Annotated in this window: 19 protein-coding genes; 14 read left to right on the top strand and 5 right to left on the bottom strand. The window is 67.2% G+C overall.

The features are described from left to right. The first annotated feature begins 284 nt into the window (after nucleotides 1-284). The 5 genes from RN629_RS07890 (at nucleotide 285) to RN629_RS07870 (ending at nucleotide 7,436) form a co-directional block, all read left to right on the top strand. Nucleotides 285-1,877 (top strand): pilus assembly protein TadG-related protein, encoded by a 1,593-nt coding sequence (locus RN629_RS07890; protein WP_407034725.1) that lies wholly within the window; start codon nucleotides 285-287, stop codon nucleotides 1,875-1,877. Next, complete coding sequence (locus RN629_RS07885; RefSeq protein WP_407034724.1) at nucleotides 1,874-2,470, top strand: TadE/TadG family type IV pilus assembly protein; 597 nt, start codon at nucleotides 1,874-1,876, stop codon at nucleotides 2,468-2,470. The genes RN629_RS07890 and RN629_RS07885 overlap by 4 nt, the downstream gene beginning before the upstream one ends. Continuing rightward, a complete protein-coding gene (locus RN629_RS07880; protein WP_407034723.1) occupies nucleotides 2,467-3,216 on the top strand; it encodes a TadE/TadG family type IV pilus assembly protein in 750 nt (249 codons plus the stop codon). Before RN629_RS07885 ends, RN629_RS07880 begins: the two co-directional genes overlap by 4 nt. 153 nt (nucleotides 3,217-3,369) lie before the next feature. Continuing rightward, entirely contained in the window at nucleotides 3,370-6,426 is a 3,057-nt protein-coding gene (locus RN629_RS07875) for a TonB-dependent receptor plug domain-containing protein (RefSeq protein WP_407034722.1), read from the top strand. Nucleotides 6,427-6,440: 14 nt separating this feature from the next. Then, nucleotides 6,441-7,436: a glycoside hydrolase family 43 protein gene (locus RN629_RS07870; RefSeq protein ID WP_407034721.1), complete on the top strand. Its 996-nt coding sequence runs from the start codon at nucleotides 6,441-6,443 to the stop codon at nucleotides 7,434-7,436. A gap of 202 nt (nucleotides 7,437-7,638) precedes the next feature. Here the strand turns inward: RN629_RS07870 and RN629_RS07865 are convergent, their stop codons facing one another. Continuing rightward, nucleotides 7,639-8,673, bottom strand: coding sequence for a LacI family DNA-binding transcriptional regulator (locus tag RN629_RS07865; RefSeq protein ID WP_407034720.1), 1,035 nt, complete (start codon nucleotides 8,671-8,673; stop codon nucleotides 7,639-7,641). A 146-nt stretch (nucleotides 8,674-8,819) separates the two neighbouring features. On the opposite strand from RN629_RS07865, the gene RN629_RS07860 reads away from it, so the two are divergent. Both RN629_RS07860 and RN629_RS07855 read left to right on the top strand, forming a co-directional pair. Further along, nucleotides 8,820-10,061: an MFS transporter gene (locus RN629_RS07860; protein WP_407034719.1), complete on the top strand. Its 1,242-nt coding sequence runs from the start codon at nucleotides 8,820-8,822 to the stop codon at nucleotides 10,059-10,061. Then, nucleotides 10,058-11,653 carry a glycoside hydrolase family 43 protein gene (locus RN629_RS07855; RefSeq protein WP_407034718.1) on the top strand — a complete coding sequence of 532 codons (1,596 nt, stop codon included), beginning with the start codon at nucleotides 10,058-10,060 and terminating at the stop codon, nucleotides 11,651-11,653. The genes RN629_RS07860 and RN629_RS07855 overlap by 4 nt, the downstream gene beginning before the upstream one ends. On the opposite strand, the gene RN629_RS07850 is transcribed toward RN629_RS07855, so the two are convergent. The 3 genes from RN629_RS07850 to RN629_RS07840 all read right to left on the bottom strand — a co-directional run bounded on the left by RN629_RS07850 (nucleotide 11,647) and on the right by RN629_RS07840 (nucleotide 16,016). Next, nucleotides 11,647-13,776 (bottom strand): TonB-dependent siderophore receptor, encoded by a 2,130-nt coding sequence (locus RN629_RS07850; protein WP_407034717.1) that lies wholly within the window; start codon nucleotides 13,774-13,776, stop codon nucleotides 11,647-11,649. The genes RN629_RS07855 and RN629_RS07850 overlap by 7 nt on opposite strands. A 297-nt stretch (nucleotides 13,777-14,073) precedes the next feature. Beyond that, on the bottom strand, nucleotides 14,074-14,442 hold the full coding sequence (locus tag RN629_RS07845; RefSeq protein WP_407034716.1) for a hypothetical protein: 369 nt from the start codon (nucleotides 14,440-14,442) through the stop codon (nucleotides 14,074-14,076). Between the two features lie 17 nt (nucleotides 14,443-14,459). Continuing rightward, complete coding sequence (locus RN629_RS07840; RefSeq protein WP_407034715.1) at nucleotides 14,460-16,016, bottom strand: L,D-transpeptidase family protein; 1,557 nt, start codon at nucleotides 16,014-16,016, stop codon at nucleotides 14,460-14,462. A gap of 254 nt (nucleotides 16,017-16,270) precedes the next feature. On the opposite strand from RN629_RS07840, the gene RN629_RS07835 reads away from it, so the two are divergent. The 6 genes from RN629_RS07835 to RN629_RS07810 all read left to right on the top strand — a co-directional run bounded on the left by RN629_RS07835 (nucleotide 16,271) and on the right by RN629_RS07810 (nucleotide 22,811). Beyond that, nucleotides 16,271-17,542, top strand: coding sequence for an MFS transporter (locus RN629_RS07835; protein ID WP_407034714.1), 1,272 nt, complete (start codon nucleotides 16,271-16,273; stop codon nucleotides 17,540-17,542). A 180-nt stretch (nucleotides 17,543-17,722) separates the two neighbouring features. Continuing rightward, nucleotides 17,723-18,187: a MarR family winged helix-turn-helix transcriptional regulator gene (locus tag RN629_RS07830; protein ID WP_407034713.1), complete on the top strand. Its 465-nt coding sequence runs from the start codon at nucleotides 17,723-17,725 to the stop codon at nucleotides 18,185-18,187. Nucleotides 18,188-18,200: 13 nt separating this feature from the next. After that, nucleotides 18,201-20,228 (top strand): FUSC family protein, encoded by a 2,028-nt coding sequence (locus RN629_RS07825; protein WP_407034712.1) that lies wholly within the window; start codon nucleotides 18,201-18,203, stop codon nucleotides 20,226-20,228. Next, nucleotides 20,225-20,458: a DUF1656 domain-containing protein gene (locus RN629_RS07820; RefSeq protein ID WP_407034711.1), complete on the top strand. Its 234-nt coding sequence runs from the start codon at nucleotides 20,225-20,227 to the stop codon at nucleotides 20,456-20,458. Before RN629_RS07825 ends, RN629_RS07820 begins: the two co-directional genes overlap by 4 nt. After that, nucleotides 20,455-21,396, top strand: coding sequence for an efflux RND transporter periplasmic adaptor subunit (locus tag RN629_RS07815; protein ID WP_407034710.1), 942 nt, complete (start codon nucleotides 20,455-20,457; stop codon nucleotides 21,394-21,396). The genes RN629_RS07820 and RN629_RS07815 overlap by 4 nt, the downstream gene beginning before the upstream one ends. Further along, nucleotides 21,393-22,811: an efflux transporter outer membrane subunit gene (locus RN629_RS07810; protein ID WP_407034709.1), complete on the top strand. Its 1,419-nt coding sequence runs from the start codon at nucleotides 21,393-21,395 to the stop codon at nucleotides 22,809-22,811. The genes RN629_RS07815 and RN629_RS07810 overlap by 4 nt, the downstream gene beginning before the upstream one ends. Before the next feature lie 113 nt (nucleotides 22,812-22,924). On the opposite strand, the gene RN629_RS07805 is transcribed toward RN629_RS07810, so the two are convergent. After that, nucleotides 22,925-23,467: a TetR/AcrR family transcriptional regulator gene (locus RN629_RS07805; RefSeq protein ID WP_407034708.1), complete on the bottom strand. Its 543-nt coding sequence runs from the start codon at nucleotides 23,465-23,467 to the stop codon at nucleotides 22,925-22,927. Nucleotides 23,468-23,576: 109 nt separating this feature from the next. On the opposite strand from RN629_RS07805, the gene RN629_RS07800 reads away from it, so the two are divergent. Further along, the gene (locus RN629_RS07800; RefSeq protein WP_407034707.1) at nucleotides 23,577-24,347 is read left to right on the top strand and encodes an SDR family NAD(P)-dependent oxidoreductase; all 771 of its coding nucleotides are present in this window, start codon (nucleotides 23,577-23,579) and stop codon (nucleotides 24,345-24,347) included. Nucleotides 24,348-24,400 lie beyond the last annotated feature (53 nt).

The following is a 24,400-nucleotide window of genomic DNA, read 5'->3' as shown; positions in this document are numbered from 1 at the left end:
CGCTGGTCGATCAGCAGCTTTGCTCATCGACGGCAATGATCGGACGCCTACGCATCCCACGCGCCGGGATGTCGCAGGCTGCAAATTGGTCCCGGGTTAATCGGAACTATAGAAAGATGCCGCATGGGTGTGCCTCCACCGCGTGTGATCCTATGCCCGACAACCATCCGATTCTTCCCGATCCGGCTTCTTCCTCGCGTTCCGGCGGAGGGCGATGGCGTGCGGCCGGGCGCTATGGGATTGCGGGTGTTGTCCGGTTGGCGCGGGACCGGCGGGGCAATGTCATGCTGCTTTGGGTCCTGTGCATGATCCCGCTGGTCGCGCTGATGGGATCGGGGATCGACCTCGGCACGGCCTATGTTGCGCGCAAGCAGATGCAGGTCGCCTGCGACGCCGCCGTGCTGGCCGGGCGGCGGGCGATGACGACGACGATCGACGATCGCGTCCGAAGCGAAGCGACGAAGTTCTTCAATTTCAATTTCACCCAGGGCGTCTTCGGCGCGCGTCCCTTCGTTCCCCAGGTGACGAGCGCGCCCGATTCGAAGACGACGCTGGTGCTCACCGCCGCGACCAGCATTCCCACGTCGGTGATGCGGATATTCGGGGTCGACAGCCTGCCGGTCAGCACGAGTTGCAATGCATCGCAGGATTTCGTGAACACCGATATCGTCCTGGTTCTCGATACGACGGGGTCGATGAAGGACAAGGCGACCCCGGCGGATACCAAGACGAAGATCGAGGCGCTGCGCGGCGCCGTGCTGGCCCTGTTCGACCAGTTGGCGTCCGTGCAGGATCAACTGAGCGCATCGGGCATGCGCCTGCGCTACGGGGTGGTGCCCTATGCCAGCGCGGTCAATGTCGGCAAGGCGATCCGCGCGGTCAATCCCGACTATATGCTGTCGGGCGAATGGACCTATCAGTCGCGGCAAAGCGTGACCGAAAGACGGGGCCGGAACAGTTGCTACGATGTCGGTGGCACCTATGATTGGGCCGAGCGCTCCTGCACCTATTTCACCTATCTGCCGCGCAAGTTCGACGTGACCGACTATGTGGCGGGGGCCGCTGTCGATGTGGATCAACTGGTCGGCACGGCGGATGGCACCGGCTATCAGCCGACGCGCTCGACGCCCCGGAAAGTGTCATGGGCCGGTTGCGTGGAGGAGCGCCAGACCGTTGCGATGCCGGCGAACAGTCCCGCGATTCCGGCCGGGGCGACGGACCTCAACATCAATCTGATCCCGACCGACAACGCGACGCGGTGGAAGCCCTATTGGCCCGAAGTCGAATATGTGCCCTATTGGCTCGGCATCTACGCCAACGATCCCTATAAGCCGCAATATGCCTGCCCCAGCGCGCCGGCGATGATGAAGAGCTGGACGCGGCAGGATCTCGAAAACTATCTTAAAACGCTCGTCCCCAATGGCGGTACCTATCATGACAATGGCATGATGTGGGGTGCGCGCTGGGCCTCGTCATCGGGTATTTTCGGCGGGCTCAACCCCGAGAAATATAATTCCATGCCCGTGAAGAAATATATCATCTTCATGACCGACGGGCTGTTCGATACGGGCTATAGGGGGCTTTATTCCTCTTATGGCGTCGAACAACTCGACAAGCGTGCGACGCCGGGGGGAGCGTCCTCGGACGAGGCAGATCAACTCGCGCGCCACCGGCAGCGTTTCTCGCTCTTGTGTTCGCAAGCCAAGGCGATGGGCTATTCGGTCTGGGTCCTGGGCTTCGCGACCTCGATCGATTCCACGTTGGAGAATTGTGCGAGCAACAAGAGCCAGGCCTCGACCTCGGACGATCAGGAAGCGCTGATGGGCCGGTTCGTCGAGATCGGGAAGAATATCGGCGCGCTGAGGCTGACCCGATGACCCGCCTTCTCCAGATGCTGGGCGGGCCGGTGTGGCGGGATCGCCGCGCGGTCGCGGCCGTCGAGTTCGCGCTGCTCGCGCTGCCGGCGATCACCATCACCTATGGCCTGTTCGACCTGGGCTATCGGCAATATGTCGTGACACAGGTGCAGAATGCGCTGGATCGCGGCGCGCGGGCGGTCACGGTGGGCACCGGCACGACGACCGCGCAACTGACCGCGATCGTCGAGACCGGGCTGGCGTCGATCGCCCCGAACGCCACCGTCGTCGTCCTGCCGACCAGCTATGAAAAATTCCGGCAGGTCACGCGGCCCGAACCGATCACGACCGACAAGCCACCGCTCGGCACCTATAATAAGGGGGATTGCTTCCTGGACATCAACGGCAACGGCGTCTGGGACGCGGATGCCGGTCGGTCGGGGACCGGCGGGTCGGATGACGTGGTGCTGTACACCGCGACTGTCTCCTATCCCGAATTGCTGCCGATGAAGCAGTTGCTGGGCTGGGATCCGGTCACCCGGCTGACCGTCACGACCATGTTGAAGAACCAGCCCTATGCGTCGCAGGCCGAGCCGATGACGGTATGCGCATGAGCCGGACGCGGCTCCCCCGGCCCGCGATCCTGCGTGACCGGCGCGGCGTGGCGCTGGTCGAATTCGCGATCACCGCGCCGGTCATATTGTTGCTGGGGCTGGGCGGGATCGAGCTGAGCAATTTCATCGTCGCCAATATGCAGATATCGCAGATCGCAATGTCCGTGGCCGACAATGCGGGGCGCGTCCGCACCTCGATCGACGAGGCCGATATCACCGAATTGATGATCGGCGCGCTGAAGATGGGGGAGCCGCTGGGGCTGTCGACCCATGGCCGCATCATTCTGTCCGATCTGGAGCAGCGGACGAACGGAGCGGTCAATGGCGCGGGGCTGCCCCAGCAATGGATACGCTGGCAACGCTGCGCGGGGGCTTTGCGGATGCCATCGTCATTGGGCGGCCCGCTGGACCGCGGCGGGCAGGCCGTGGCCGATCTCGATAGTGGGATCAATGAGGACCATGGCGCGGTCGAAACCGCCTCGACCCTGACGGGCATGGGGCCGGCGGGGAATCAGATCGCGGCGGCGCCCGGCACCGCGCTCATGGTCGTGGAGGTCGTCTATGACTATCAGCCGATCGCGCCCGTCAGCTTCCTCAACGCGGTCGTGCCCAATCCGCGCATCCGCCGCGTCATGGCGTTCAACGTGCGCCAGCGGACTGCTTATTCGCTGCGCAACGACGCCAAGCTGTCGGGCGTGAAGCGGGCGGATTGCCGCCTGTTCGACCGCGCCGTGCCGACCGCCTGAGTCGGCGCGGCAGCTGTTCGCCGGGGCGGGCGACGGGCGTGGCCGATACCCGTTCCGGCGCATCATAATGTCGGAGCATTGACATCGTCGCCGAAAGCGGCAATCAATGCTGGTAACGTTACCAGATATACGGAACGAGTAGAGCGGGAGAGGATGATGATGACCACGCGATCGCGGGCACGGCGTTTGCGCAACCATGCCGCAGGATCGACCAGCCTGGCGATGCTGGCGCTGACCCTGGCCCTGAATCTGGCCGCGCCGGCACGGTCGCAGACCACCGCCACGCCACCGGATCAGGCCCGGCAGCCCGACGGACGGCCCGGCGGGCAGTCTGGCGAACGCCCCGACGAACGGGGCACGGACCCGGTGGGGCAGGCGACCTCGCCCGATACCAGCCAGGCCGAGGGCGAGGGGGTGTCCAGCCGCGACATCATCGTCACCGGCTCGCGCATCACCACCGGCGGCTTCACCGCGCCGACGCCGACCACGGTGATCGATTCCAGCACGATCGCCGCCAATGCGCAGCCCAATGTCTTTACCACCATCGCGCAACTGCCCTCGCTACAGGGGTCGACCGGCACCTCGGTCGGCACCTTCAGCACGTCGAGCGGCACGCAGGGGCTGAGCTCCTTCTCGCTGCGCGGCGTCGGGGCGATCCGCACCCTGACCCTGCTCGACGGGCAGCGGGTGGTCGGCGCGAACGTGACGGGCGTGCCGGACATCAGCCTGTTCCCGCAATTGCTCATCAAGCGGGTCGACATCGTCAATGGCGGTGCGTCCGCCTCCTATGGCTCGGATGCGGTGGGTGGTGTCGTCAACTTCATCACCGATACCCGGTTCAAGGGGATCAAGGGCAATGTCCAGGGCGGCATCACCACCCATGGCGACAGCGAGCAGGTGCTGGTGCAACTGGCGGGCGGGACCAGCCTGGCCGATGATCGCGTCCATGTCGTGGTCAGCACCGAATATGCGCATGACAATGGCGTGGGTGGCGGCCAGTTTGGCACCGCGCTGGCGGGCGGCCGCGACTGGTTCCGGCAATCGACGCTCATCAATCGCAACGTCCTGAACGACGGTGCGCCGCAATATCTCTACCGCGACTATGCGCAGCCCTATAACTACACCAAATATGGCCTGATCACCGCCGGGCCGCTGCAGGGCATCGCCTTCGACCAGGCGGGCAATCCGTTCCAGTTCCAATATGGATCGGGCGGCGTGCCTGCGCGCGACGCGGCGGGCAATGTGCGCGGATGCCTGCCGGGCTTCTGCCTGGGCGGCGATCTGTCGGGCAATGTCGATGCGGGCCGCTCGCTGCTGTCGCGGATCCAGCGGGTGAACAGCTATGGCCGGATCGGCTATGACTTCGCGCCCAATGGCGAACTCTACGCCACCGTCAATATCAGCCAGGTGAAGACCAGCAACCAGCCGGTCGGCGGGCAGAATCGCCCCAACCTGACGATCCAGTGCGCCAATCCCTTCGTGCCCGCGCTGGTCCAGACCGCCTGCGCCAATGCGGGCATCACCAATTTCCAATATGGTACCAGCAATGCCGCGCTGGGCAGTTCGCAGGTCTATACCGATCGTCGCCAGTATCGCTTCGTCGCAGGGGCGAAGGGGCGCGAATCGGTCGCGGGCTCGGATTGGAGCTACGACCTCTATTATGAGCATGGCACCAATTATTCGAACATCGACGTCAGCAACATCCTGTTGTCGCGCCGGTTCAACCAGGCGATCAACGCCACTGTCCTGAACGGCGCGATCGTCTGTGCCGATGCGACCGCGCGCGCCAATGGGTGCCAGCCGCTCAACATCTTCGGCGGCAATCCCTCGGCGGCGGCGCTGGGCTATATCATGCCGCAGAACGGCCCGATGCAGCGGACGCGCCAGACTCAGGACGTCATCAGCCTCAACTTCTCGGGCTCGCCCTTCTCCTCCTGGGCGGGGCCGGTGTCGATCGCGTTCGGCGGCGAGTTCCGCCACGAATTCTACCGCGTCCATGCCGACCCCTATGGCGCGGGCTTCGCCAACAGCCCGGCCAATGCGGCCTATCCCGCCGACCCCGTGCTGCTGGCCGACGGCAACAACTGGTATGCGGGCAATTACAAGAATGGCAGCGGCGCCTATAGCGTCAAGGAGGCGTTCCTCGAGGCCGATCTGCCGATCATCAACTCGGATGCCGGGGGCCGCGCCAATATCAGCGGCGCGGTGCGCCTGACCGATTACAGCACCTCGGGCAGTGTCTGGGCGTGGAAGATCGGCGGGACCTGGGACCTGCCGGTAGACGGGCTGCGCATTCGCGGCGTCACCTCGCGCGACGTGCGCGCGCCCAACCTGTCGGAACTGTTCGCCGCGCCGGTCACCACGACGCTGCCGGGCTTTTTCGATCCGTTCAACAACGTCAACGTGCTGGCGTTGCAGAACACGATCGGCAACCGCAACCTGAAGCCCGAAATCGCGCGCAACACCACGCTGGGTATCGCCTTCTCCAATTCGCAGGCGATTCCGGGGCTCAGCCTGTCGGTCGACTATTACAAGATCAAGATCACCGATGTGATCTCCAGCCTGGGCGCGGGCGACATCGTCAATCTCTGCTACCTCAAGATCGCGCCCGAGACCTGTGGCGTGTTCAACCTGAACAATCCCAACGGCCCCAATTATATCAATGTCCAGGCGTTCAACCTTGCTTCGATCCTGACCGATGGCTTCGATATCGAGGCGAGCTATCGCTGGCAGCGGCCGCTGGGCCTGCCGGGCAGCCTGACGCTGCGCACGCTGGCGACCAATATCCGCCGCTTCATCACCGACACCGGATTGCCCGGCACCATCCCCAACGATACGGCGGGCGTGAATATCGGCAATACCCCCAAGTGGAAGTGGTTGGCGACGCAGACCTATGCCACCGACGACTGGTCGCTGTTGTTGCAGGAACGCTGGTTCAGCGACGGCAAGCTGGGCAATCAATATGTCGTCTGCACCACCGGCTGTCCGGCCTCGACGGTCAACCGCCCGACGATCGAGCGCAACTTCGTGCCCGGCGCCTTCTATATCGATGTCGGCGGCACCTATAACATCACCCCGGCGGTCACCGCCTATTTCAAGGTCGACAACGTATTTGACCGCGATCCCGCGCCGTCGCCCTATTTCGTCAATCCGGCACTCTACGATGTCCTCGGTCGGGTCTATCGTGCGGGCGTGCGATTCCAATTCTGACGGAGGGGATGACGATGAAGCTGTGGACCATGATCGCGCCGGTGATGCTGGCGGCGCTGCCGGGCGCGGGTTCGGCCGGGGCGGCGGAGCGTCCGGCGGGGGCCAACCCGATCTTTCACGACCGGTTTACCGCCGACCCGGCGCCGCTCGTCGTGGGCAACCGGTTGTACCTCTATGTCGGGCATGACGAAGCGCAGCGCGACGAGATGTTCAACATGAAGGAATGGCTGGTCTATTCGACCACCGACATGCGGCACTGGACGTCGCATGGGCCGATCATGAACGTGCGGGACTTCAAATGGGCCAAGAAGGACGCCTGGGCCAGCCAGACGATCTACAAGAACGGCAAATACTGGTTCTATGCCGCGGTCGAGCATGACGATACCCATCCGGGCAAGGCGATCGCGGTGGCGGTGTCGGACAAGCCGACCGGCCCGTTCGTCGATGCCAAGGGATCGGCGCTCATCACCAACGAGATGACGCCCAGGGGCACGCATAGCTGGGAGGATATCGATCCCACGGTGTTCACCGACGACGACGGCACCACCTGGATCGCCTGGGGCAACCGGCAATGCTATATCGCCCGGCTGAAGCCCAACATGATCGAGATTGACGGCCCGATCACCGAGATCACGCCGCCGCATTTCGAGGAGGGGCCCTGGCTGCACAAGCGCGGCAATCTCTATTACCTGACCTATGCCTCGCTCGACCGCACGACGCAGCGTGACGAGCATGTGTCCTATGCCACCGCGCCGTCGATCAAGGGGCCCTGGACCTATCGCGGGTTGCTGACCGGATCGGGCAAGTACAGCTTTACCATCCATCCTGGCATCGCGCAGTTCAAGGGCGACTGGTATCTGTTCCTGCACAACGCCACGCTGGCGATCGGCGACCAGAGCGGCGCGATCGGCCGCCGCGCGGTGACGGTCGAGCGGCTCTATTACAATCCCGACGGTACGATGAAGCCGGTCGTGCAGACCGACGCGGGCGTGACGGCCCCGAAGCGGTAATCGCGTGGCGCGTCCGATCTCCATGCCAGCGCCACGCGCCTCAGGGGGCGCGTGGCGACGGGGCCCCGACCTGCGCCGGGATGATGTGGTCGAGCGACCGCATGGGGACGGCGTGCCATCGGCGTTGTCGAGAGACCGGCTGCATCCCGGCCCGGGAAGGGGGCCCGTCGCCGCGCCCTCGGGCGAGCGGAGCGCCGGCCGGTCAGCGGCGCGGGGGCGCGGCGGAGTCGCGTTCGATCAGGTGATGGTCGAGCAGCGTCAGCCGGGGCTGGCCGGTCGCGGCGGGCGGGCCGCCGCGGATATCCTGGATCAGCAATTGCAGCGCGGTCGTGGCCAGCGCGCGCACCGGCTGGCGGATGGTGGTCAGCGGCGGCCACAAGGTGGTCGCGGCGGTGCTGTCATCGAAGCCCGCCACGGTCAGGTCGCCCGGCACGTCGAGGTGGCGGCGATGCGCGACCGAGACCACGGCGGCGGCCATGTCGTCGTTGCTCGCGAAGATCGCGGTCGGCGGATCGGCCTGGTCGAGCAGCGCCTCGCCCGCGCGCAGGCCCGAGGCATAGCTGTAATCGCCCTGCACGATCCGCACGTCCAGCCCGTCGCCCTCGGCCACCGCCGCGCGGAATCCCGACAGCCGGTCGAGGCTGGCCGACTGGTCGGGATTGCCATGGACGAAGCCGATGCGCCGATGGCCCAGCGCGATCAGGTGGCGCGTCATGTCATAGGCGGCGCGGGCATTGTCGATGCCGACGCAGACCGCATCGGGCGCGATCCCGCCGACCACCGCGACGGGCAGCCCGGCCTCGCGCAGCATGTCCCATACGACCGGCGATTCCCCCAAGGGCGGGGCGAGCAGCAGCCCGGCGATACGCTGGTCGATCAGGCCGCGGATCGCATCCGGCGTGGGCGGGCGATCCTGTTCGCCGCGCAGCAGAAAGAGTTGCGCGGCGCGGGTCGAGGCTTCCTCGAACACGCCGACCAGCAATTCGCTCATGAACGCCGCGCTGGGATTGGCGAAGATGACGCCGATCCGGATCTCGCGCGAGGTCACCAGGCTGCGCGCCATCAGATTGGGCGTGTAGTTCAGTTTCGCGATCACCTCGCGCACATGACCGCGCACCTCGTCGCGCACGCCGGGGTCGCCGTTGATGACGCGCGAGACGGTCATCGGCGACACCCCGGCGGCCTTGGCGACGTCGATGATCGTCACGCCCCGCGGGCGCTTTCGGGAACGGGTCAAAGGCTCTCCATCCTGTCATCGGCGCCCCCGGCCCCGAAGCTGTCGCCGAATCCGTGCCCCGGCACGGCCGGACAGGTCAATGCCATCGGCGCAAACCGGGATGAGGATATCCGAAAAATGACGAACCCATCGGCCGGGACCGTGGCGTGAGGCGCTTCCCCTATGTCCGCTGGACGATCATCGCGCTGTTCGTCGGCGCGATGGTCATCAACTATCTGACGCGCAGCATCCTGGGCGTCGCCGCGCCCGCGATCATGGCCGAGCAGCATATCTCGTCCGAACACTATAGCTGGATCACCGGCGCGTTTCAGTTCGGCATCATGTTCCAGCCGCTGGCGGGCTATCTGCTCGACCTGATCGGGCTGAAGATCGGTTTCACCCTGTTCGTCGCGGTCTGGTCGTGCATCACCATCGGGCATGGCTTTGCGAGCGGCTGGCTGGGCTTTGCCGGGCTGCGGGCGGCGCTGGGGCTGGTCGAGGGATCGGCGCAGCCCGCGGGGATGAAGGTCGTCGCCGAATGGTTTCCGGCGCGCGAGCGCGGGGTGGCGGGTGGCCTGTATCAGATCGGCGCATCCTTCGGCGCGGTCTTCGCGCCGCCTCTGGTCGCCTGGGCGGTCCTTTACCATAGCTGGCGCGCGGCCTTTTTCGTCGCGGGCGGGCTGGGGCTGTTGTGGGTCGTCGCCTGGCTGTTCTGGTATGCGCCACCCGCGCGGCACCGGGCGCTGTCGGCACGTGAGCGCACGCTGATCGTCGAGGGGCAGGAGACCATGCTGGCCAAGCGGCGTCGCCGCCCGCCGCTGGGCGAGTTACTGCGCCACCGCAATCTCTGGGCGATCGCCGTCGCGCGCTTCCTGGCCGATCCGGTCTGGGGGATGTTGTCGCTGTGGATGCCGCTCTATCTGGTGCAGGCGCGGCATTTCGACCTGACCCAGATCGCGCTCTTCGCCTGGCTGCCCTTTCTGGCGGCCGATCTGGGATGCCTGTTCGGCCCTGCCGTCGTCGCCTTCCTCCAGCGGCGCGGCGTGCATCTGATCGACGCGCGGCGCGGGGCGTTCACGCTGGGCGCGATCCTGATGACCGGCATGATGTTCGTCGGCAGCGTGACCAGCCCCGCCGCCGCCATCGCGCTGCTGTGCCTGGGTGGTTTTGCGCACCAGACGCTGTCGGTGACGGTCATCACCCTGTGTTCCGACCTGTTCCCGCAGGATCAGGTGGCGACCGCGACCGGCGTGTCGGGCACGGCGGCCAATCTGGGCGTACTGCTCTTCACCCTGACGCTCGGCGTGCTGGTCGACCGCGTCGGCTATCAGCCCTTCTTCCTCCTGCTCGGCCTGCTCGACCTCGCCGGTGCGGCCCTCCTCTGGACCCTGGTACGCAAACCCGCATGACCCCGACCAACCCGATATTGCGGGGCTTCAACCCCGATCCCTCGATCGTGCGCGTCGGCGCGGATTATTATATCGCCACCTCGACCTTCGAATGGTTTCCCGGCGTGCAGATCCATCACAGCCGCGATCTGGTGAACTGGACGCTGGTCGCCCGGCCACTGGTGCGCGCGGCGCAGCTCGACATGCGCGGCAATCCCGACGGCTGCGGCGTCTGGGCCCCCGATCTCAGCTACAAGGACGGGCGCTTCCACCTGATCTACACCGATGTGAAGCGCTATGGCCGCACCACGGTGGATGGGGCCAGGGGCGCGTCGCTGCGCGATTTCCACAATTACTGGGTGTCGTGCGACCGGATCGACGGCGACTGGTCGGACCCGGTGCATCTGAACAGCAGCGGCTTCGACCCGGCGCTGTTCCATGACGAGGACGGGCGTAGCTGGCTGCTCAACATGCTTTGGGATCATCGTCCCGACCGGTGGCGCTTCGCCGGGATCGTCGCGCAGGAGATGGACATGGCGACCGGCCGCCTGCTGGGCGAGCGGCGGCGCATCTTCGAGGGGACGGCGCTGGGCTTTACCGAGGGGCCGCATCTCTATCGCCGCGACGGCTGGTATCACCTGCTGGTTGCGGAGGGCGGGACCGAGCGGGGCCATGCGGTGGTGATGGCGCGGTCGCGCGACCTGTTCGGGCCTTATGTCCCGCATCCCGATGGCCCGATCCTGACCGCGCGCGATACGCCCGACGCGCCGCTCCAGCGCACGGGGCATGGCGATCTGGTCGACACGCCGGAGGGCGAGACGTGGATGGCCTATCTGTGCGGACGGCCCTTGCCCGGCCGCGATCGCTGTGTGCTGGGGCGGGAGACGGCGATCCGGCGCATGATCTGGGGCGCGGATGGCTGGCTGCGCTGCGCCGAGGCCCCGGAGGTGGCGGAATGCTCCGCGCCGATCGATGCGCGCGACGCGTTCGACGGCCCCGCGCTTCCCACGGCTTTTCAATGGTTGCGCACGCCATGCCCGGAAAGGCTGTTCAGCCTGGACGCGCGGCCCGGCCATTTGCGGTTGTTCGGGCGTGAGACGATCGGCAGCCATTTCGAACAGGCGCTGGTCGCCCGCCGCCAGACCGCGTTCCGCTATGACGCGCAGACGCTGGTCGATTTCACGCCTCGGCATTTCCAGCAGGCGGCGGGGCTGGTCTGCTATTACAACAGCTCCAAATTCCATTATCTCCACCTGACCGCCGATGACGAGGGCAGGCGGCAGGTGCAATTGCTGTCGGTCCTGCCGCTGGGCGAGGGGCGCAGCCAGCTGACCCCGCCCATCGCCGTGCTCGACGGGCCGGTCGCGTTGCGTGTCGCGGTGGACGGGGCGGCGATGCGCTTTGCCTTTCGGGCGGGCGAGGCGGCGGACTGGAGCTGGCTACCCGGCCTGTTCGACACCAGCCTGTTGTCCGACGAAGCCACTTTGCCCGGCCTGCCCAATTTTACCGGCACCTTTGTCGGGATGGCGTGCCAGGACATGGCGGGCACCGGGCAGGCGGCGGACTTTCGCTATTTCCACTATCGCGAAAACCCGCCGCCCGTGGATCAGTAATCGACCGTCAGCGAGGCGCGGACCGTGCGGCCCAGCCCGGCATAGAGGGTGGTGCCGCCGGTCGCCCAATAGCGGGTATTGGCGATGTTGTCGGCGTTGATCCGCGCGGTCATGCGTGGTCCTTCGCCCGCCATCCGCCAGCCATAGCTCGCCCCCAGGCTATAGGTCGTATAGGCGGGCAGCAGCGCCCGGTTCTGCGGATCGGACCAGCGGCGGCCGGTATGATAGGCCCCGGCATTGATCGCGAAATCGGGGGCGATCGCGGGCCGGTATTCGACAAAGGCCGACCCGGCCCAGCGCGGCGTATTCTCGATCTGCTTGCCGTTCTGCGCGGCGATGCCGGTCCGGCGCTGCACCGCGTCGAGATACTGGCCCGACAGCATCACCGAGAGCCCGCGCGCGACCTGGCCCTGCAACGAGGCCTCGACCCCGCGATGAAGCGCCCGGCCGTCGACGACCTGCCGGTTGGTGGCGTCGGTATAGTCCAGGCCGCGATCGATGACGAACCCGGCGAGCGAGGCGATCGCACCCGCGATCTCCACCCGGCCGCCCAGCTCCCATTGGCGGCTGACCACCGGGTCCAGCACATCGCCCGCATTCTCCGTGCCGTCGGGCGCGGTCCCCGCGCTTTCCAGCCCCTCGATATAGGTGCCGTACAGGCTGGTCCGCGCCGTCGGGCGGAAGACCAGACCGGCGGTCGGGGTCCAGGTGCGCATGGTGAAGGTCCGCTTGGCGCCTTCCGTCGCATAATCGACATGGCGCACGCCGCCGATCGCCAGCCAGCGTTCGCCCAGATGCGCGATGTCCATCACATAGACGCCGGTGTCGATATTCACGCTGCCCACCCCGACCCGCATCGTCGACGGCGTGAGCGAGGCGAAGGGCACGTCGCGCGGCGCATAGAGATTCTGCACGACGTTGCGATAGCTTTGGCGGTGCTGGTCGCTCTGCACCTGGCGGTTGCGGGTGAAGCCGAACAGCAGTTCGTGGCGGATGAAGCCGGTCTGGACCGTGCCGCTCAATTCGGTGCGGAGATAGCCGTTCCGATAATCCTGATCGGGCGTATAGACGCTGACCAATACGCCCTGGCCGGTGGTGACGTTCAGCTGTTCCAGATTGGACTGGGCCCGCTGCCGCCGCGATTGCGCCGTCCCGCCCTCGGCCCGGATCGACCAGCCGCCGCCCAGATCATAATCGGCGCGCGCCAGCATGTTGTTGACCCAGGTGATATAGGGCGCATTGCCCGGGGCGAGCCGGTGGTGCGCATCGGGCGCGTCGGGCAGGATGATGATGCCGCCCACGCCCTTCACCGCGCCGATCGCGGAGGGCAGGCGGATGCCGCCCGGCTCGTCGGTGGCGCGGCGATAATATTCCAGGTCGAGCTTGAGCGAGAGGCGCGACGTCGCCTGCCAGTCAAAGGCCCCGGCGGCGACCGCGCGGCGGCCATTCACCCCGTCGATGGGGAATTCCAGATGCCCGGCATAGCCGTTCAGCCGCACGCCGAACTGGTCGTGGTTGCCGAAGCGGCGGCCGATATCGACGCCACCGCCATAGCTGCCCTCGACATCGCCGGTCAGCTGGATCGAGGTGACCGGCTGCGCGCCCGCCCGCTTGGTGACGACGTTGACGATGCCCGATGGCGTGCTGAGGCCGTAATAGAGCGCGGAGACGCCCTTCAGCATCTCGACCCGCTGTTTGTTCTCGATCGGGATCGGCCCCATGTTGACGATCTGGAGCGCGCCGTTGAGCCGGTAATTGGTGCGCGGATTGATGAACACGCCGCGTGAGACGAAGCTGTTGGTGGTGATCGGGCTGGTCGATTGCTGGCCGACCCCGGCGGTGTTGCGCAGCGCATCCTCCAGCCCCTGCGCGCCTTGCGCGTCGAGCAGGCTGCGCGTCATCACCGCGACCGTGGCGGGCGTGTCGAGCAGCGAGCGGTTGCGAAACGCGCCGACCTGCACCGTGTCCGCGCGAAATTCCCTGGTCCGCCGCCCCGTCACCAGCACATCCTCGTCCAGCGCGGGTTCGTCCTGCTGGATCGCCCGATCGGCGGGCGGAAGTGATACGGGCGCAGATAGGCTAGTGCCGCCGACGGCCATCGCCGCCAGCCACATCATGGTCATGATGATTTCCCCTGATAGCCGTTTGTCCGGCCTGGGCCGCGCATTTATTGGTGATGCAAATCAATTGCAACAAAAACTGATGTCGATCAGGCGTCGAATTTTCGACCGGCGGATGGTCCAGCGTTACTTTTCAGGGGGGAAGGGGGGCACCTGCCGCCGTCAGTCCATCCGCCTGTCACCGCCTTGTGCGGCGGAGCCATGGAGGGCCTTCGCCAGCGGAATGATCCGCCGTGCGGTCTGTTCTCTTCAATAAGCCCCCAGCGTCCCGGCAAGCCCGGCGCGCTGGGGGACAGTGGCTTATTGTTCGTTCGCCACGCTTTCGACAGGAGCCATCCCGGTGTCGCCATGATCGCGCGAGACCCGGGCGGTCATGCCGGTGACCGAGGCGTCATCCATCATCTGCTGGTCCACCGAGCGCGCGGGCGGCGGCGGCGGGGGCGGCGGCGCTTCGGCGGCCATGTTGCGCATGGCCGGCTGCATGTCGGTATCGTTGATCGGGGCCGGGGCCTCGGTCTCGGGCACCGTCTCGGTCACGCCCGCGTCATTCTCCATGCCGTAGCTGGGTTGCTGCTCCGGCTCGGAGCGCGAGCAACCGGCCAGCGCGGGCAGCAACAGCCCCGCCGCCATCAGGCCCAGCAGCCGCATGCGATTGGTGGTGATCGTCATATCCGGTCCAAACCCCTTTATGCGTTGGTGGAGGAAGCACGCTCGGCCGAGCGCGCCTCGATCTTGGAGGCCAGCTGCGCGTCCCAGCTATAGGGATCGTCCCGGAAACCGACCTGTCCGTCCGCGTTGGCGAAGGCGGTCCAGTAAAGAAGATAGACCGCCACCGGCTCCGCCATGGTCGCGCGCACCGTCTTGCCCGAGGCCAGCGTCGCATCGACCCGCGCCGGTTGCCATTCGGGCGTGGTCTGGAGCATCCGCGCGGCCAGATCTGCGGGCTTTTCCAGGCGGACGCAGCCATGGCTGGACAGGCGATCGAACCGGGAGAAGCCGGCCTGCGCGGGCGTGTCGTGCAGATAGACCGCGAAATCATTGGGGAAGTCGAACTTGAACCGTCCCAGAGCGCTGCGTTCCGACGCCTGCTGCAACCGCTTGCCGCCATTGCCCGTGTCGATCACGCGAAAGCCGTTGCGCTTCAGATAGCCGGGATTGGCGCGCTCCTTGGGCCACAGCTCCTTTGCGGCGATCGAGCTTGGCACGTTCCATGGCGGGTTGAGGACGATGCTGCGGATCGAGGACACCAGCATCGGCGTCTCGTTGCCCGGACGACCCGTGACCGCTTTCATCGACATGACGGGATTGTCGCCGTCGAACAGGGTCAGCACCGCGGCGGCGATGTTCACCTGCACGCGCCTGGCTTCCAGATGCTGTGGCAGCCAGCGCCAGCGTTCCATATTGGCCATGATCTGGCGAATGCGGTGGGTCACCGGCACGTTGAGCGCGGCGATCGTCTGCGACCCCACGGTGCCGACCGGATTCAGGCCATAGCGCCGCTGCGCGCGCCGCACCGCCTCCAGCAGCCCGTCGTCAAAGGTCGCGCCGCTGGTGCTGACGGCGGGATCCTCCATCGCCAGCCGCTTGCGCAACTGCGCGACCAGCGGCCCGCTCGACTGGAAGGGGATGGTGGCGTTGGCGGGCAGCGGCGACCAGCCGCCCGCCGCCGCCATGGCGCGATAGCGGGCGAGCCCCGCGACCAGCGCGTCATAGCCGGCATAGGGCGGCGGCAGCGATGCGTCCCAGGCGTCCAGCCGGTCGCGGCGCACCGCATCTGCAAAAGCGGGCAGCGGGTCATAGGCCTGCGGACGGATGCCCCAGTCCTTGGTGAAGTCGGCGGTATCGAGCCGCCCGACATGCACCGCATGGGCATAATCGAGGGCGACATGGACCAGCGCGGCGGGCGACAGCGCCGAAAGGTCGCGCGGCGGCCCCTGGCGCAGGCCCTGGGTCACCTCGCCCTTGGCGATCAGCGCGGCGAGTTGCCGAGCCTGGGCGGGATTCAGGCTGGGCAGCGCGACGGCGGGTACGACCGGCGGCGCAACGTTGGGCGGCGCCAGCCGGGGTGCGGGCATCGTCTGGGGAGTCATCGTCTGGTTCGGCGTGGCCGGCACCATGACGGGCGGCGGCGACACTTGCGCGGCCTGCGCCATCAATGGCGTGGCGAGCAGCGATCCCGCCGCCAGCGCCAACAGGCTATGAGCAACCGATTGGCCGGAAACAGCGAATGGCAATGCGGTCATGGTGGTACGAAAGCCCCCTTATCATGATGATGCGCGCGGCAGGTCGTGCCTATTGCACGACGCTATCCTACGCCAAGCTGAACCGACTGTCAGACTTGCGATGAAATTTTTTTGCGTCGCAACGCAATAGCATGTCGGACAAGACGGGATGACGGGCAGGCATCATATGGCCTATAACGTCCCGGGCGGAGGCGCGATCCGCGCATCGCGAAGACCCGGAGCGAATCCGGGCGATGCCCCGGGGGAGAGCGGTGATGGACAGGGTGGAACAGGTCACGATCCGCCGGGTGATGGGGCGGCTGATGCCCTTTCTCGGGCTGCTCTACCTGGTCGCCTATATCGACCGACAGAATGTCTCCTATGCCAAGCTGCAGATGGTCGACGCGCTGGGGATGAGCGAGGCGGCGTTCGGGCTGGGCGCATCGCTGTTCTTCGTCGGCTATTTCCTGTTCGAGGTGCCGAGCAACCTGTTCCTGCACCGCGTCGGCGCGCATATCTGGTTCACCCGGATCATCGCCAGCTGGGGACTGGTCACGGTGGCGCTGGCCTTCACGCCGAATGCGACCGTCTTCTACATCCTGCGCTTCCTGCTCGGCGTGGCGGAGGCGGGGTTCTTTCCCGGTGTCCTCTATCTGCTGACCCTGTGGTTCCCCGCCCGGTATCGCGCGCGGGCGGTGGGCCTGTTCATGCTGGCCAGCGCGGTCGCCAATGCGGTGGGGGCGGGGATCGGCGGCTGGCTGCTCGACCAGGGCGGCACGTTCGGGCTGGCGGGCTGGCAATGGGTGTTCCTGGCGACGGGCGTGCCCGCGATCCTGCTCGCGCCCATCGTCTTCTTCTTCCTGCCGCGCAGTCCGGCGTCGGCGCGCTGGCTGGATCCCGAGCACAAGGCGTGGCTCGCGGCCGAACTCGCCGAGGGCGCGCAGGGCGAACCCGAATCGCCCGGGGCGGCGTTGCGCGCGATTCTCGACCGGCGGGTGGTGCTGCTCTGTCTGGTCTATATCGGCTTTCCGCTGGCCGCCTATGGGCTCAGCTATTGGCTGCCGACGATCGTGCGCAGCTTCGGCGTGTCGAACAGCGTCAACGGCCTGCTCAACATCATTCCCTGGACGCTCGTCGCGATCGCCTTGTGGGCGGTGCCGCGCCACGCCGCGCGCGTGCGCAACCCGATCTGGCACGCAGCGGGCCCTGCGCTGATCGGTGCGGGACTGCTGGCGCTGAGCGTCTGGGTCGAGGGGCCGGTGCTGCGCTTCACCTTTCTCAGCCTTGCGGCGGCGGCGATCTTTTCGGGCCAGCCGGTCTTCTGGACCCTGCCGCCACGGCTCCTGTCGGGCGCGCGGGCGGCGGCGGGGTTCGCGGCGATCAATTCGGTCGGCAATCTGGGCGGCTTCTTCGCCCAGGCCGCCGTGCCCGCGATCCGCGATCACACGCAGAGCGACACCGCGCCGATGCTGCTGCTGGCCGTCTGCCTGGCGGCGGCGGGGCTGGGCGTGGTGCTGGTCGAGCGCACCCTGCCGAAGGCCGCCTGACGGCCGCCATTTTCGTCCTGCGGGCCAAGGACGCGGATTCGTCATGCGGTCCGACGTCATGGTTTTGCATGCCTAGGAGGCTGCGCAGACCAGCGCGGGCCTGCGCGGCGCAAGGCATCTTGCGCGGGCCGACGACACGCCATATTGATGCGTCATCAAATAATTCGATATCGATCTATCATGACCTCTGACGCTGCCATCCAACGCCGACTGGGATCGGTGCTCATCCAGTTCGCCCGCCGGTATCGGCGGCATCTCGACCGCGAGCTGGTGGACCTGCCGGTGTCCCAGACCGGCGGGGTGGCGGTGATGATGCTCGGACGGTTGGACGATGGCGTGCGGCAGGGGGTGCTGGCGGAAATGCTGGGCGTCGAAGCGCCGACGATCGTGCCGCTGATCGACGAGATGGAGCGCAACGGCTTTGTGCGGCGGGAGGTCGATCCCGTCGACCGGCGGGCGCGCAAGGTGCACCTGACGGCGCCGGGCCGATCCATGGCGCTCGCCGCCGAACAACGCGTGGCGGAGGTAAGGAAGGAGCTGTTCGCGGGGATCGCGGCGGCGGACCTGGAAACCACCCTGGGCGTGCTCGATCGTTTGCAGGCGCGGATCGACGATCTGGATCGTCGCGGCGAAGCGGATCGATGAAGCGGCTCCCGCGATGAACTGGAGTCAATATGCCCGCGCGGCGATCTTCTCCGTCAACAGCTATGTTGCGGCGATGCTGGCGCTGTTCCTTGCATTCAGCATCAATCTGGAACGGCCGTTCTGGGCGGTCACCACTGTCTATATCACCAGCCAGCCGCTGAGCGGCGCGGTCCGGTCGAAGGCGGTATACCGGCTGGTCGGCACCGTGGTCGGCGCCGTCATCGCGGTGGCGCTGGTACCGACCTTCGTGACGATGCCGACCCTGTTGTCGCTGTTGCTGGCGGCATGGGTCGGTGGGTGCCTGTTCGTATCGTTGCTGGATCGGACCCCGCGCTCCTATCTGTTCATGCTGAGTGGTTATACGGCGGCGATCATCGGTTTCTCGTCGGTCGCCACGCCCGAGGCCGTGTTCACCATCGCGATCGCACGAACGCAGGAGATCGGCATCGGCGTGCTGTGCGCCGCGGTCGTGCATGCGGTGGTCTTTCCCAGCAGCGTCACCGGCGTCCTGGCCCGGCGGGTCAATGCGATGATGGCGGACATGCGCGCCTGGATGGTCGACAGCATCGCGGAGGAGGACGTCCCCCGGCTCGACCGCGAGCGGGAACGGCTCGTCATCGATCTGTCGGAACTGCATGGGCTGGCGACGCATGTGCCGTTCGATACCGGGACGCTGCGCCCGACCCGCGCCATGCTGGCGGCGTTGCAGGACCGCATGGTGTCGCTGTTGCCGCTGATTTCGGCGATCGAGGATCGGCGGCGCAGCCTGATCGAGAAGGAGGCGCTGACCGATCCGGCGCGGGTGCTGCTGGCCGATATCCGCGGCTGGATCGCCCGGCCCGAGGAGGACGCGCAGGAGGTGCTCGCTGAACGGTGCAGGGTGATCCAGGAGCAGGAGCCGGGCGACCACTGGGCCAGCCTGTTGCGGATCAGCCTGCTGGCGCGGCTGCGCGAACTGCTCGCGGTGTGGCGGGCGACTCATCGGCTTGCGGCGCAGATGATCGCGCCCGATCCCGTGGCGGCCAAGGCGCTCGCGCCGCTGTTGAAGGAGCGGGTGACGCGCCCGCTGCACCGCGATTACGGACTGGCGCTGTCGTCGGGGCTGGCGGCGATGGTCGCGACTTTTGTCTGTTGTTTGTTCTGGATCCTTACGGCCTGGCCGGACGGGGCGGGCGCGGCGACGATGGTGGCGATCATCTGCTGCGTTTTCGCGGCGATGGATGATCCCGTGCCAGCGCAGCAAAGCTTCCTGATCTGGACGATCGTCGGCGTGCCGCTCGCGGCGGCATATCTGTTCGTCGTCCTGCCCCAGAATCACGATTTCGTGACCTTTGCCCTGGCGATGGCCCCCATGCTGCTGGTGATCGGCGCGTTGATGACCGTGCCGCGCTGGAACGGCCGGATGATGCCCCTGGTCCTGACCGTTCCGGGCAGCCTGTCGCTGGACAATCGGTTCAGCTTCGACGCGTCCCGCTTTCTCAACGGCGTCGTCGGATTGCTGGTGGCGGTGGTCATGGCGATCGCGGCAACCCGGTTGCTGCGGTCGATCACGGCGGGGACCGCGATCCATCGCATCCGCAAGGCGGGGTGGCGCGATCTGGCGCGGCTGTCGCGCGGCACCAACGATCGCGAGGCGGCGGCGTGGCGCAGCCGGATGCTCGACCGCGCCGGGCTGGTCGCCTCACGGCTCAACGGCGCGGGCGAGGAGGATCGCGGGCAGGCGCTGGCGGTGCTGGGCGAATTGCGCGTGGGCATGAATGTGATGGAACTGGAGCGGATCGGGCGGGCCCGATATGATGTCGCGGGACTGGACCTGCTGCGCCTGCGCGATGACATTGCCGGGCATTATCTGGCCCGCATCCGCCAACCCGACCGTGCGCCGGACGAAATGTTGCGTCGCGACCTGGACTCGGCAATCCTGCTGGCCATGACCCTTGATGGTGCCGCGCTGCGGCAAAGCCTGCTCGCCGTCCTGACGGGCTTGCGCCGCAACTTCTTCGCTGACGCACCGGCGTGGCGCAAGCCGGTGGCCGCGTCATGACCGGCGAGATCGACATTGCCGGGGTCTTCGTCCACCCGCTGCTGATCGCCGCGCTGATCGCCTTTCCGCTGTCGGAGGGCCTCGCATGGCTGATCGGGCGCGCCGGGCTCTATCGTTTCGTCTGGCACCGAGGCCTGTTCGACATCGCCATGACTGCCATCATCTGGGGTGTCATCGCGAGCGTCATGACTGGTCTGTCGCCTTCCTCCCTCGCACATTGGCCCCTATGAACCGGCTTCTCATCCTTCGCGTCATCGTCACCCTCGCGCTGGTCCTTCTGGCGGTGGCGCTGTGCCACGCCCTGTGGCTGCGATACGAAGAGGATCCCTGGACCCGCGACGGCCGGGTACAGGCCGATATCGTGCAGATCGCGCCCGATGTCGCCGGCCCGATCTCGCGCGTGTTCGTCAAGGACAACCAGCAGGTCTCGGTGGGGACGCCGCTGTTCGAAATCGACCAGAAACGGTTCATGCTGGCTGTGGCGCGGGCGAAGGCCGCGCTGGCGGCGCAGGAGACGCAGGCCGCACAGGCCCGGCGTGAACTAGCCCGCGACCGCGTGCTGGGCGAACTGGTCGCCGCCGAGCAGCGCGAACAGTCGCTCGACAAGCTCGAACGGCTGGAAAGCGCGGTGGCCGAGGCGCGGGTGGCGCTGGATTCGGCGCGGCTCGACCTAGAACGCTCCACGGTGCGGTCGTCGGTCGACGGCATGGTCAGCAACTTCGATCTTAGGCCCGGCGACTATGCCGTTGCCGGACATGCCGTGCTGGCGATCGTCGACCGGACCTCGCTGCGCATTACCGCCTATTTCGAGGAGACGAAGCTGCCGCGCGTGCGGGTCGGCGACCGGGTGCGGGCCCGGCTGATGGGCGAGGACCGCTATATCTATGGCCATGTCGCCAGCATCGCGGGCGGGATCGAGGATCGGGAACGGCGGGCCGGGGCCAATATGCTGGCCGACGTCAATCCGACCTTCACCTGGGTCCGGCTGGCCCAGCGTATTCCGGTGCGGATCGCGATCGACCGGGTGCCGCGCGGCATGGCGCTGATCGCCGGGCGTACCGCGACCGTCGAAGTGCTGCCGCCGCCCGTGGCGCCCGCGCCCGCTCAGACCGCACCCGTCCAGGCTGCGCCATCGGCACAGCCTCAGGCCGCGCGGGCGTCGCGATGACCCGACGTGTCCGTTCCGCGCTGCTCGCGACGCTGTTGCTGGCGGGGTGTACGACCGTCGGCCCGGACTATCACCGGCCCGATGCGGCGGTGGTCGCGCGCCCTTCGGCGACGGGCAGCTTCGTCGGGGCCAATGAAGCGGCGTTCGATCCCGGCCCGGTGCCCGATCACTGGTGGAAGCTCTATGACGATCCGCGCCTCGACGCGCTGATCGAGGACGGGATGCGCAACAATACCGACCTGCGCGTCGCCGCCGCCAATATCGCGCGGGCGCGCGCCGGGCTCGACCGGGCCAATGACGGTCGCCATGTCCAGACCGACGTGCAGACCTCGCTGGGCGCGGCGCGGCCCTCGCCCGAGGGCGAGTTGATGCCCAATGCCAATTTCCCACCCTTTCTGCTGTATTCGGGCGGGGTGAGCGTGTCCTATCAGCTCGACCTGTTCGGGCAGGTGCGGCGCGCGGTCGAGGCGGCGGGGGCGGATCTGGCCGCGACCCGCGCGGCGCAGGACAATGTCCGCGTCACCGTCGCGGCGGACATCGTCAGCGCCTATGTCGAGGCCTGCGCGGCGGGCGAGGATCTGGAGGTCGCCGAGCGTGCGCTGGCGGTGCAGCAGCGCGAAGCGGCGTTGACCGCGCGGATGATCCGCGCCGGCCGCGGCATCACCACGGAGCTGACGCGGTCGCGCGCGCAGGAGTCGCAGGTGAAGGCGACGATCCCCGGCATGATCGCCGCCCGGCAAGTCGCGCTCTATCGCCTCGCCACGCTGACGGGCCATCCCCCGGCCGCGTTCGATCGCAGCGTCGCGACCTGTCGTGACGTGCCGCGCGTGATGCGCCCGATCCCGGTTGGCGACGGCGCGGCGCTGTTGCGGCGGCGGCCGGACGTGCGCGGCGCGGAATGGGCCTTGCGGGCGGCGACCGCGCGGATCGGCGTGGCGACGGCCAATCTCTATCCGCAGGTCAATCTGGGCGGCGCGGTGGGCTCGACCGGGCTCGACAGCCACGCGCTGGCCGGTGACACGCTGAAATTCTCGCTCGGCCCGTTGATCTCCTGGCAGTTTCCCAACCGGACCCGGGTGCGCGCCTCGATCGCCGACGCCCAGGCACAGGCCGATGCCGCCTATGCGCGCTTCGACGGTACCGTCCTGACCGCGCTGCGCGAGGTCGAAAGCGCGCTGTCCGTCTATGCCCGCGATCTGGACGCGCATGCCGCGCTGACCGAGGCGCAGCGCCAGACGGCGCGCGCGGCGCGGGATGCGGACATGCTGTATCGTCGTGGGCGGACCGGCTTCCTGCCGCGTCTCGACGCACAGCGCGCCATGGTCACGGCCGATCGCGCCGTCGCCCAGTCCAAGGCGCGGCTGGCGGCCGATCAGGTCCGGCTGTTCCTGGCGCTGGGTGGCGGCTGGCAGTGACGATCCGCTGGGCGCTGTTCGCGGGATGGTCGCCTGACACTCCACGCTTCACCAGGGCAGGGGCGATCGATCGCGGCCAATTCCCTAGGGATGACCTCCGCGCCTTCGGTCTGTCATGACGGCGCGATCGCCGCGCCCGGACGCATGGCGGGATCGGCCAGGACGGCAGTCGCGGCATCGAATATCGCGCTATCGCCCTGAACGCTGGCCATCAGAATAGCACCTTCCAGCAGCGCCAGCGCCTGCATCGCGCGCGCGCGCGGCAAGCCGCCGGCCATCAGGCTGTCGACGCCAAGATCGAAGAACCGGCGGACTTCGGTGGCGACGTCCGGCGCCAGGTCGCCCGCCGTGGCGCCAAGCGATCCGCACAGGCACATATGCGCGCCCTTGGCCAGCGCGTCGCGGAAGACCTTGCGCCATGCCTCGACCGCGTCGGCGCCCGTTGCGATCTCCTGCTCGACGGCCGCGACGACCCGGTCGTTATAGCGCCGCGCCACCGCCGCCACGAGCATGTCCTTGGTCGGGAAATGATAATGCACGCTGGCGCTCTTCACGCCCACATCGGCGGCCAGATCCCGAAAGCTGAAGCCGCCATAACCGCCGGCGCGAATCCGCCGCTCCGCGGCGTCCATGATCGCCTCTGCCGTCTCGTTCACGCCCGTCCCCCACCGTCGCTCAATATCTATCTATCGGAAAATAGGGGTTGCGGCACATCGGGGCAACGCCTTATCAAGGTGACTACCTATTGATAGATAAGGATGCGATATGACTCGGTTCGACGGCAAGGTTGTGGCGATCACCGGCGGCGGTTCGGGCATCGGCAAGGAAACCGCACGGCGCTTCGTGGCCGAAGGCGCCCGCGTCGCGATCAACGGTCGTGACAAGGCGAAGCTGGACGCGGCGGCGCAGGAGATCGATCCGACGGGGGAAAGGCTGGTCGTGCTGGCCGGCGACATCGGCGATCCGGCGACTGGGGCGGCGCTGGTCGACATGGCCGTCACGCGTTTCGGCACCCTCGACATATTGGTCAACAATGCCGGTGTGTTCAGCCCCAAGCCGTTCCTGGAACTGACCGAGCAGGATTATGACTGGTATCTCGACACGATCCTGAAGGGCAAGTTCTTCACCGCGCAGGCAGCGGCCAAGGCGATGAAGGACAAGGGCGGCTCGATCGTACAGACCGGGTCGCTCTGGGCGATCCAGGCGATCGGCGCGACCCCGTCGGCGGCCTATTCGGCGGCCAATGCGGGCGTGCACGCGATGGTGCGCAACCTGGCGATTGAGCTGGCCCCGCACCGGATCCGCGTCAACGCGGTCGCGCCGGCGGTGGTCGAAACGCCGATCTACAACAGCTTCATGAGCGAGGACGAAGTGAAGGCGACGCTGCCCGGCTTCAACAGCTTCCACCCGCTGGGGCGCAATGGTCAGCCGGGCGATGTCGCCGACGCCATCCTGTTCCTCGCGTCCGATCAGGCATCGTGGATCACCGGTACGATCCTGCCCGTGGATGGTGGCGTCACCGCCGGTCGCCAGTAAAGCCCTGCCGCCCCGGGGCGCCGCTCGCACCCCGGGAACCGGCCGATGGCGAC

This window comes from Facivitalis istanbulensis, from assembly GCF_040560405.1.
GTDB classification, from domain to species: domain Bacteria; phylum Pseudomonadota; class Alphaproteobacteria; order Sphingomonadales; family Sphingomonadaceae; genus Sphingomonas; species Sphingomonas istanbulensis.
Note: the sequence above shows the minus strand (reverse complement) of the source record. Positions and strands in the feature narration are given on the sequence as shown.

What these genes read in the sequence shown, in the direction of transcription:
- RN629_RS07875 (WP_407034722.1), top strand. Translation starts at nt 3,370, where the DNA reads ATGATGATGACCACGCGATCGCGGGCACGGCGTTTGCGCAACCATGCC.
- RN629_RS07830 (WP_407034713.1), top strand. Translation starts at nt 17,723, where the DNA reads ATGACCTCTGACGCTGCCATCCAACGCCGACTGGGATCGGTGCTCATC.
- RN629_RS07810 (WP_407034709.1), top strand. Translation starts at nt 21,393, where the DNA reads ATGACCCGACGTGTCCGTTCCGCGCTGCTCGCGACGCTGTTGCTGGCG.
- RN629_RS07880 (WP_407034723.1), top strand. Translation starts at nt 2,467, where the DNA reads ATGAGCCGGACGCGGCTCCCCCGGCCCGCGATCCTGCGTGACCGGCGC.
- RN629_RS07885 (WP_407034724.1), top strand. Translation starts at nt 1,874, where the DNA reads ATGACCCGCCTTCTCCAGATGCTGGGCGGGCCGGTGTGGCGGGATCGC.
- RN629_RS07890 (WP_407034725.1), top strand. Translation starts at nt 285, where the DNA reads ATGCTGCTTTGGGTCCTGTGCATGATCCCGCTGGTCGCGCTGATGGGA.
- RN629_RS07850 (WP_407034717.1), bottom strand. Translation starts at nt 13,776, where the DNA reads ATGACCATGATGTGGCTGGCGGCGATGGCCGTCGGCGGCACTAGCCTA.
- RN629_RS07800 (WP_407034707.1), top strand. Translation starts at nt 23,577, where the DNA reads ATGACTCGGTTCGACGGCAAGGTTGTGGCGATCACCGGCGGCGGTTCG.
- RN629_RS07870 (WP_407034721.1), top strand. Translation starts at nt 6,441, where the DNA reads ATGAAGCTGTGGACCATGATCGCGCCGGTGATGCTGGCGGCGCTGCCG.
- RN629_RS07815 (WP_407034710.1), top strand. Translation starts at nt 20,455, where the DNA reads ATGAACCGGCTTCTCATCCTTCGCGTCATCGTCACCCTCGCGCTGGTC.
- RN629_RS07835 (WP_407034714.1), top strand. Translation starts at nt 16,271, where the DNA reads ATGGACAGGGTGGAACAGGTCACGATCCGCCGGGTGATGGGGCGGCTG.
- RN629_RS07845 (WP_407034716.1), bottom strand. Translation starts at nt 14,442, where the DNA reads ATGACGATCACCACCAATCGCATGCGGCTGCTGGGCCTGATGGCGGCG.
- RN629_RS07855 (WP_407034718.1), top strand. Translation starts at nt 10,058, where the DNA reads ATGACCCCGACCAACCCGATATTGCGGGGCTTCAACCCCGATCCCTCG.
- RN629_RS07825 (WP_407034712.1), top strand. Translation starts at nt 18,201, where the DNA reads ATGAACTGGAGTCAATATGCCCGCGCGGCGATCTTCTCCGTCAACAGC.
- RN629_RS07820 (WP_407034711.1), top strand. Translation starts at nt 20,225, where the DNA reads ATGACCGGCGAGATCGACATTGCCGGGGTCTTCGTCCACCCGCTGCTG.
- RN629_RS07840 (WP_407034715.1), bottom strand. Translation starts at nt 16,016, where the DNA reads ATGACCGCATTGCCATTCGCTGTTTCCGGCCAATCGGTTGCTCATAGC.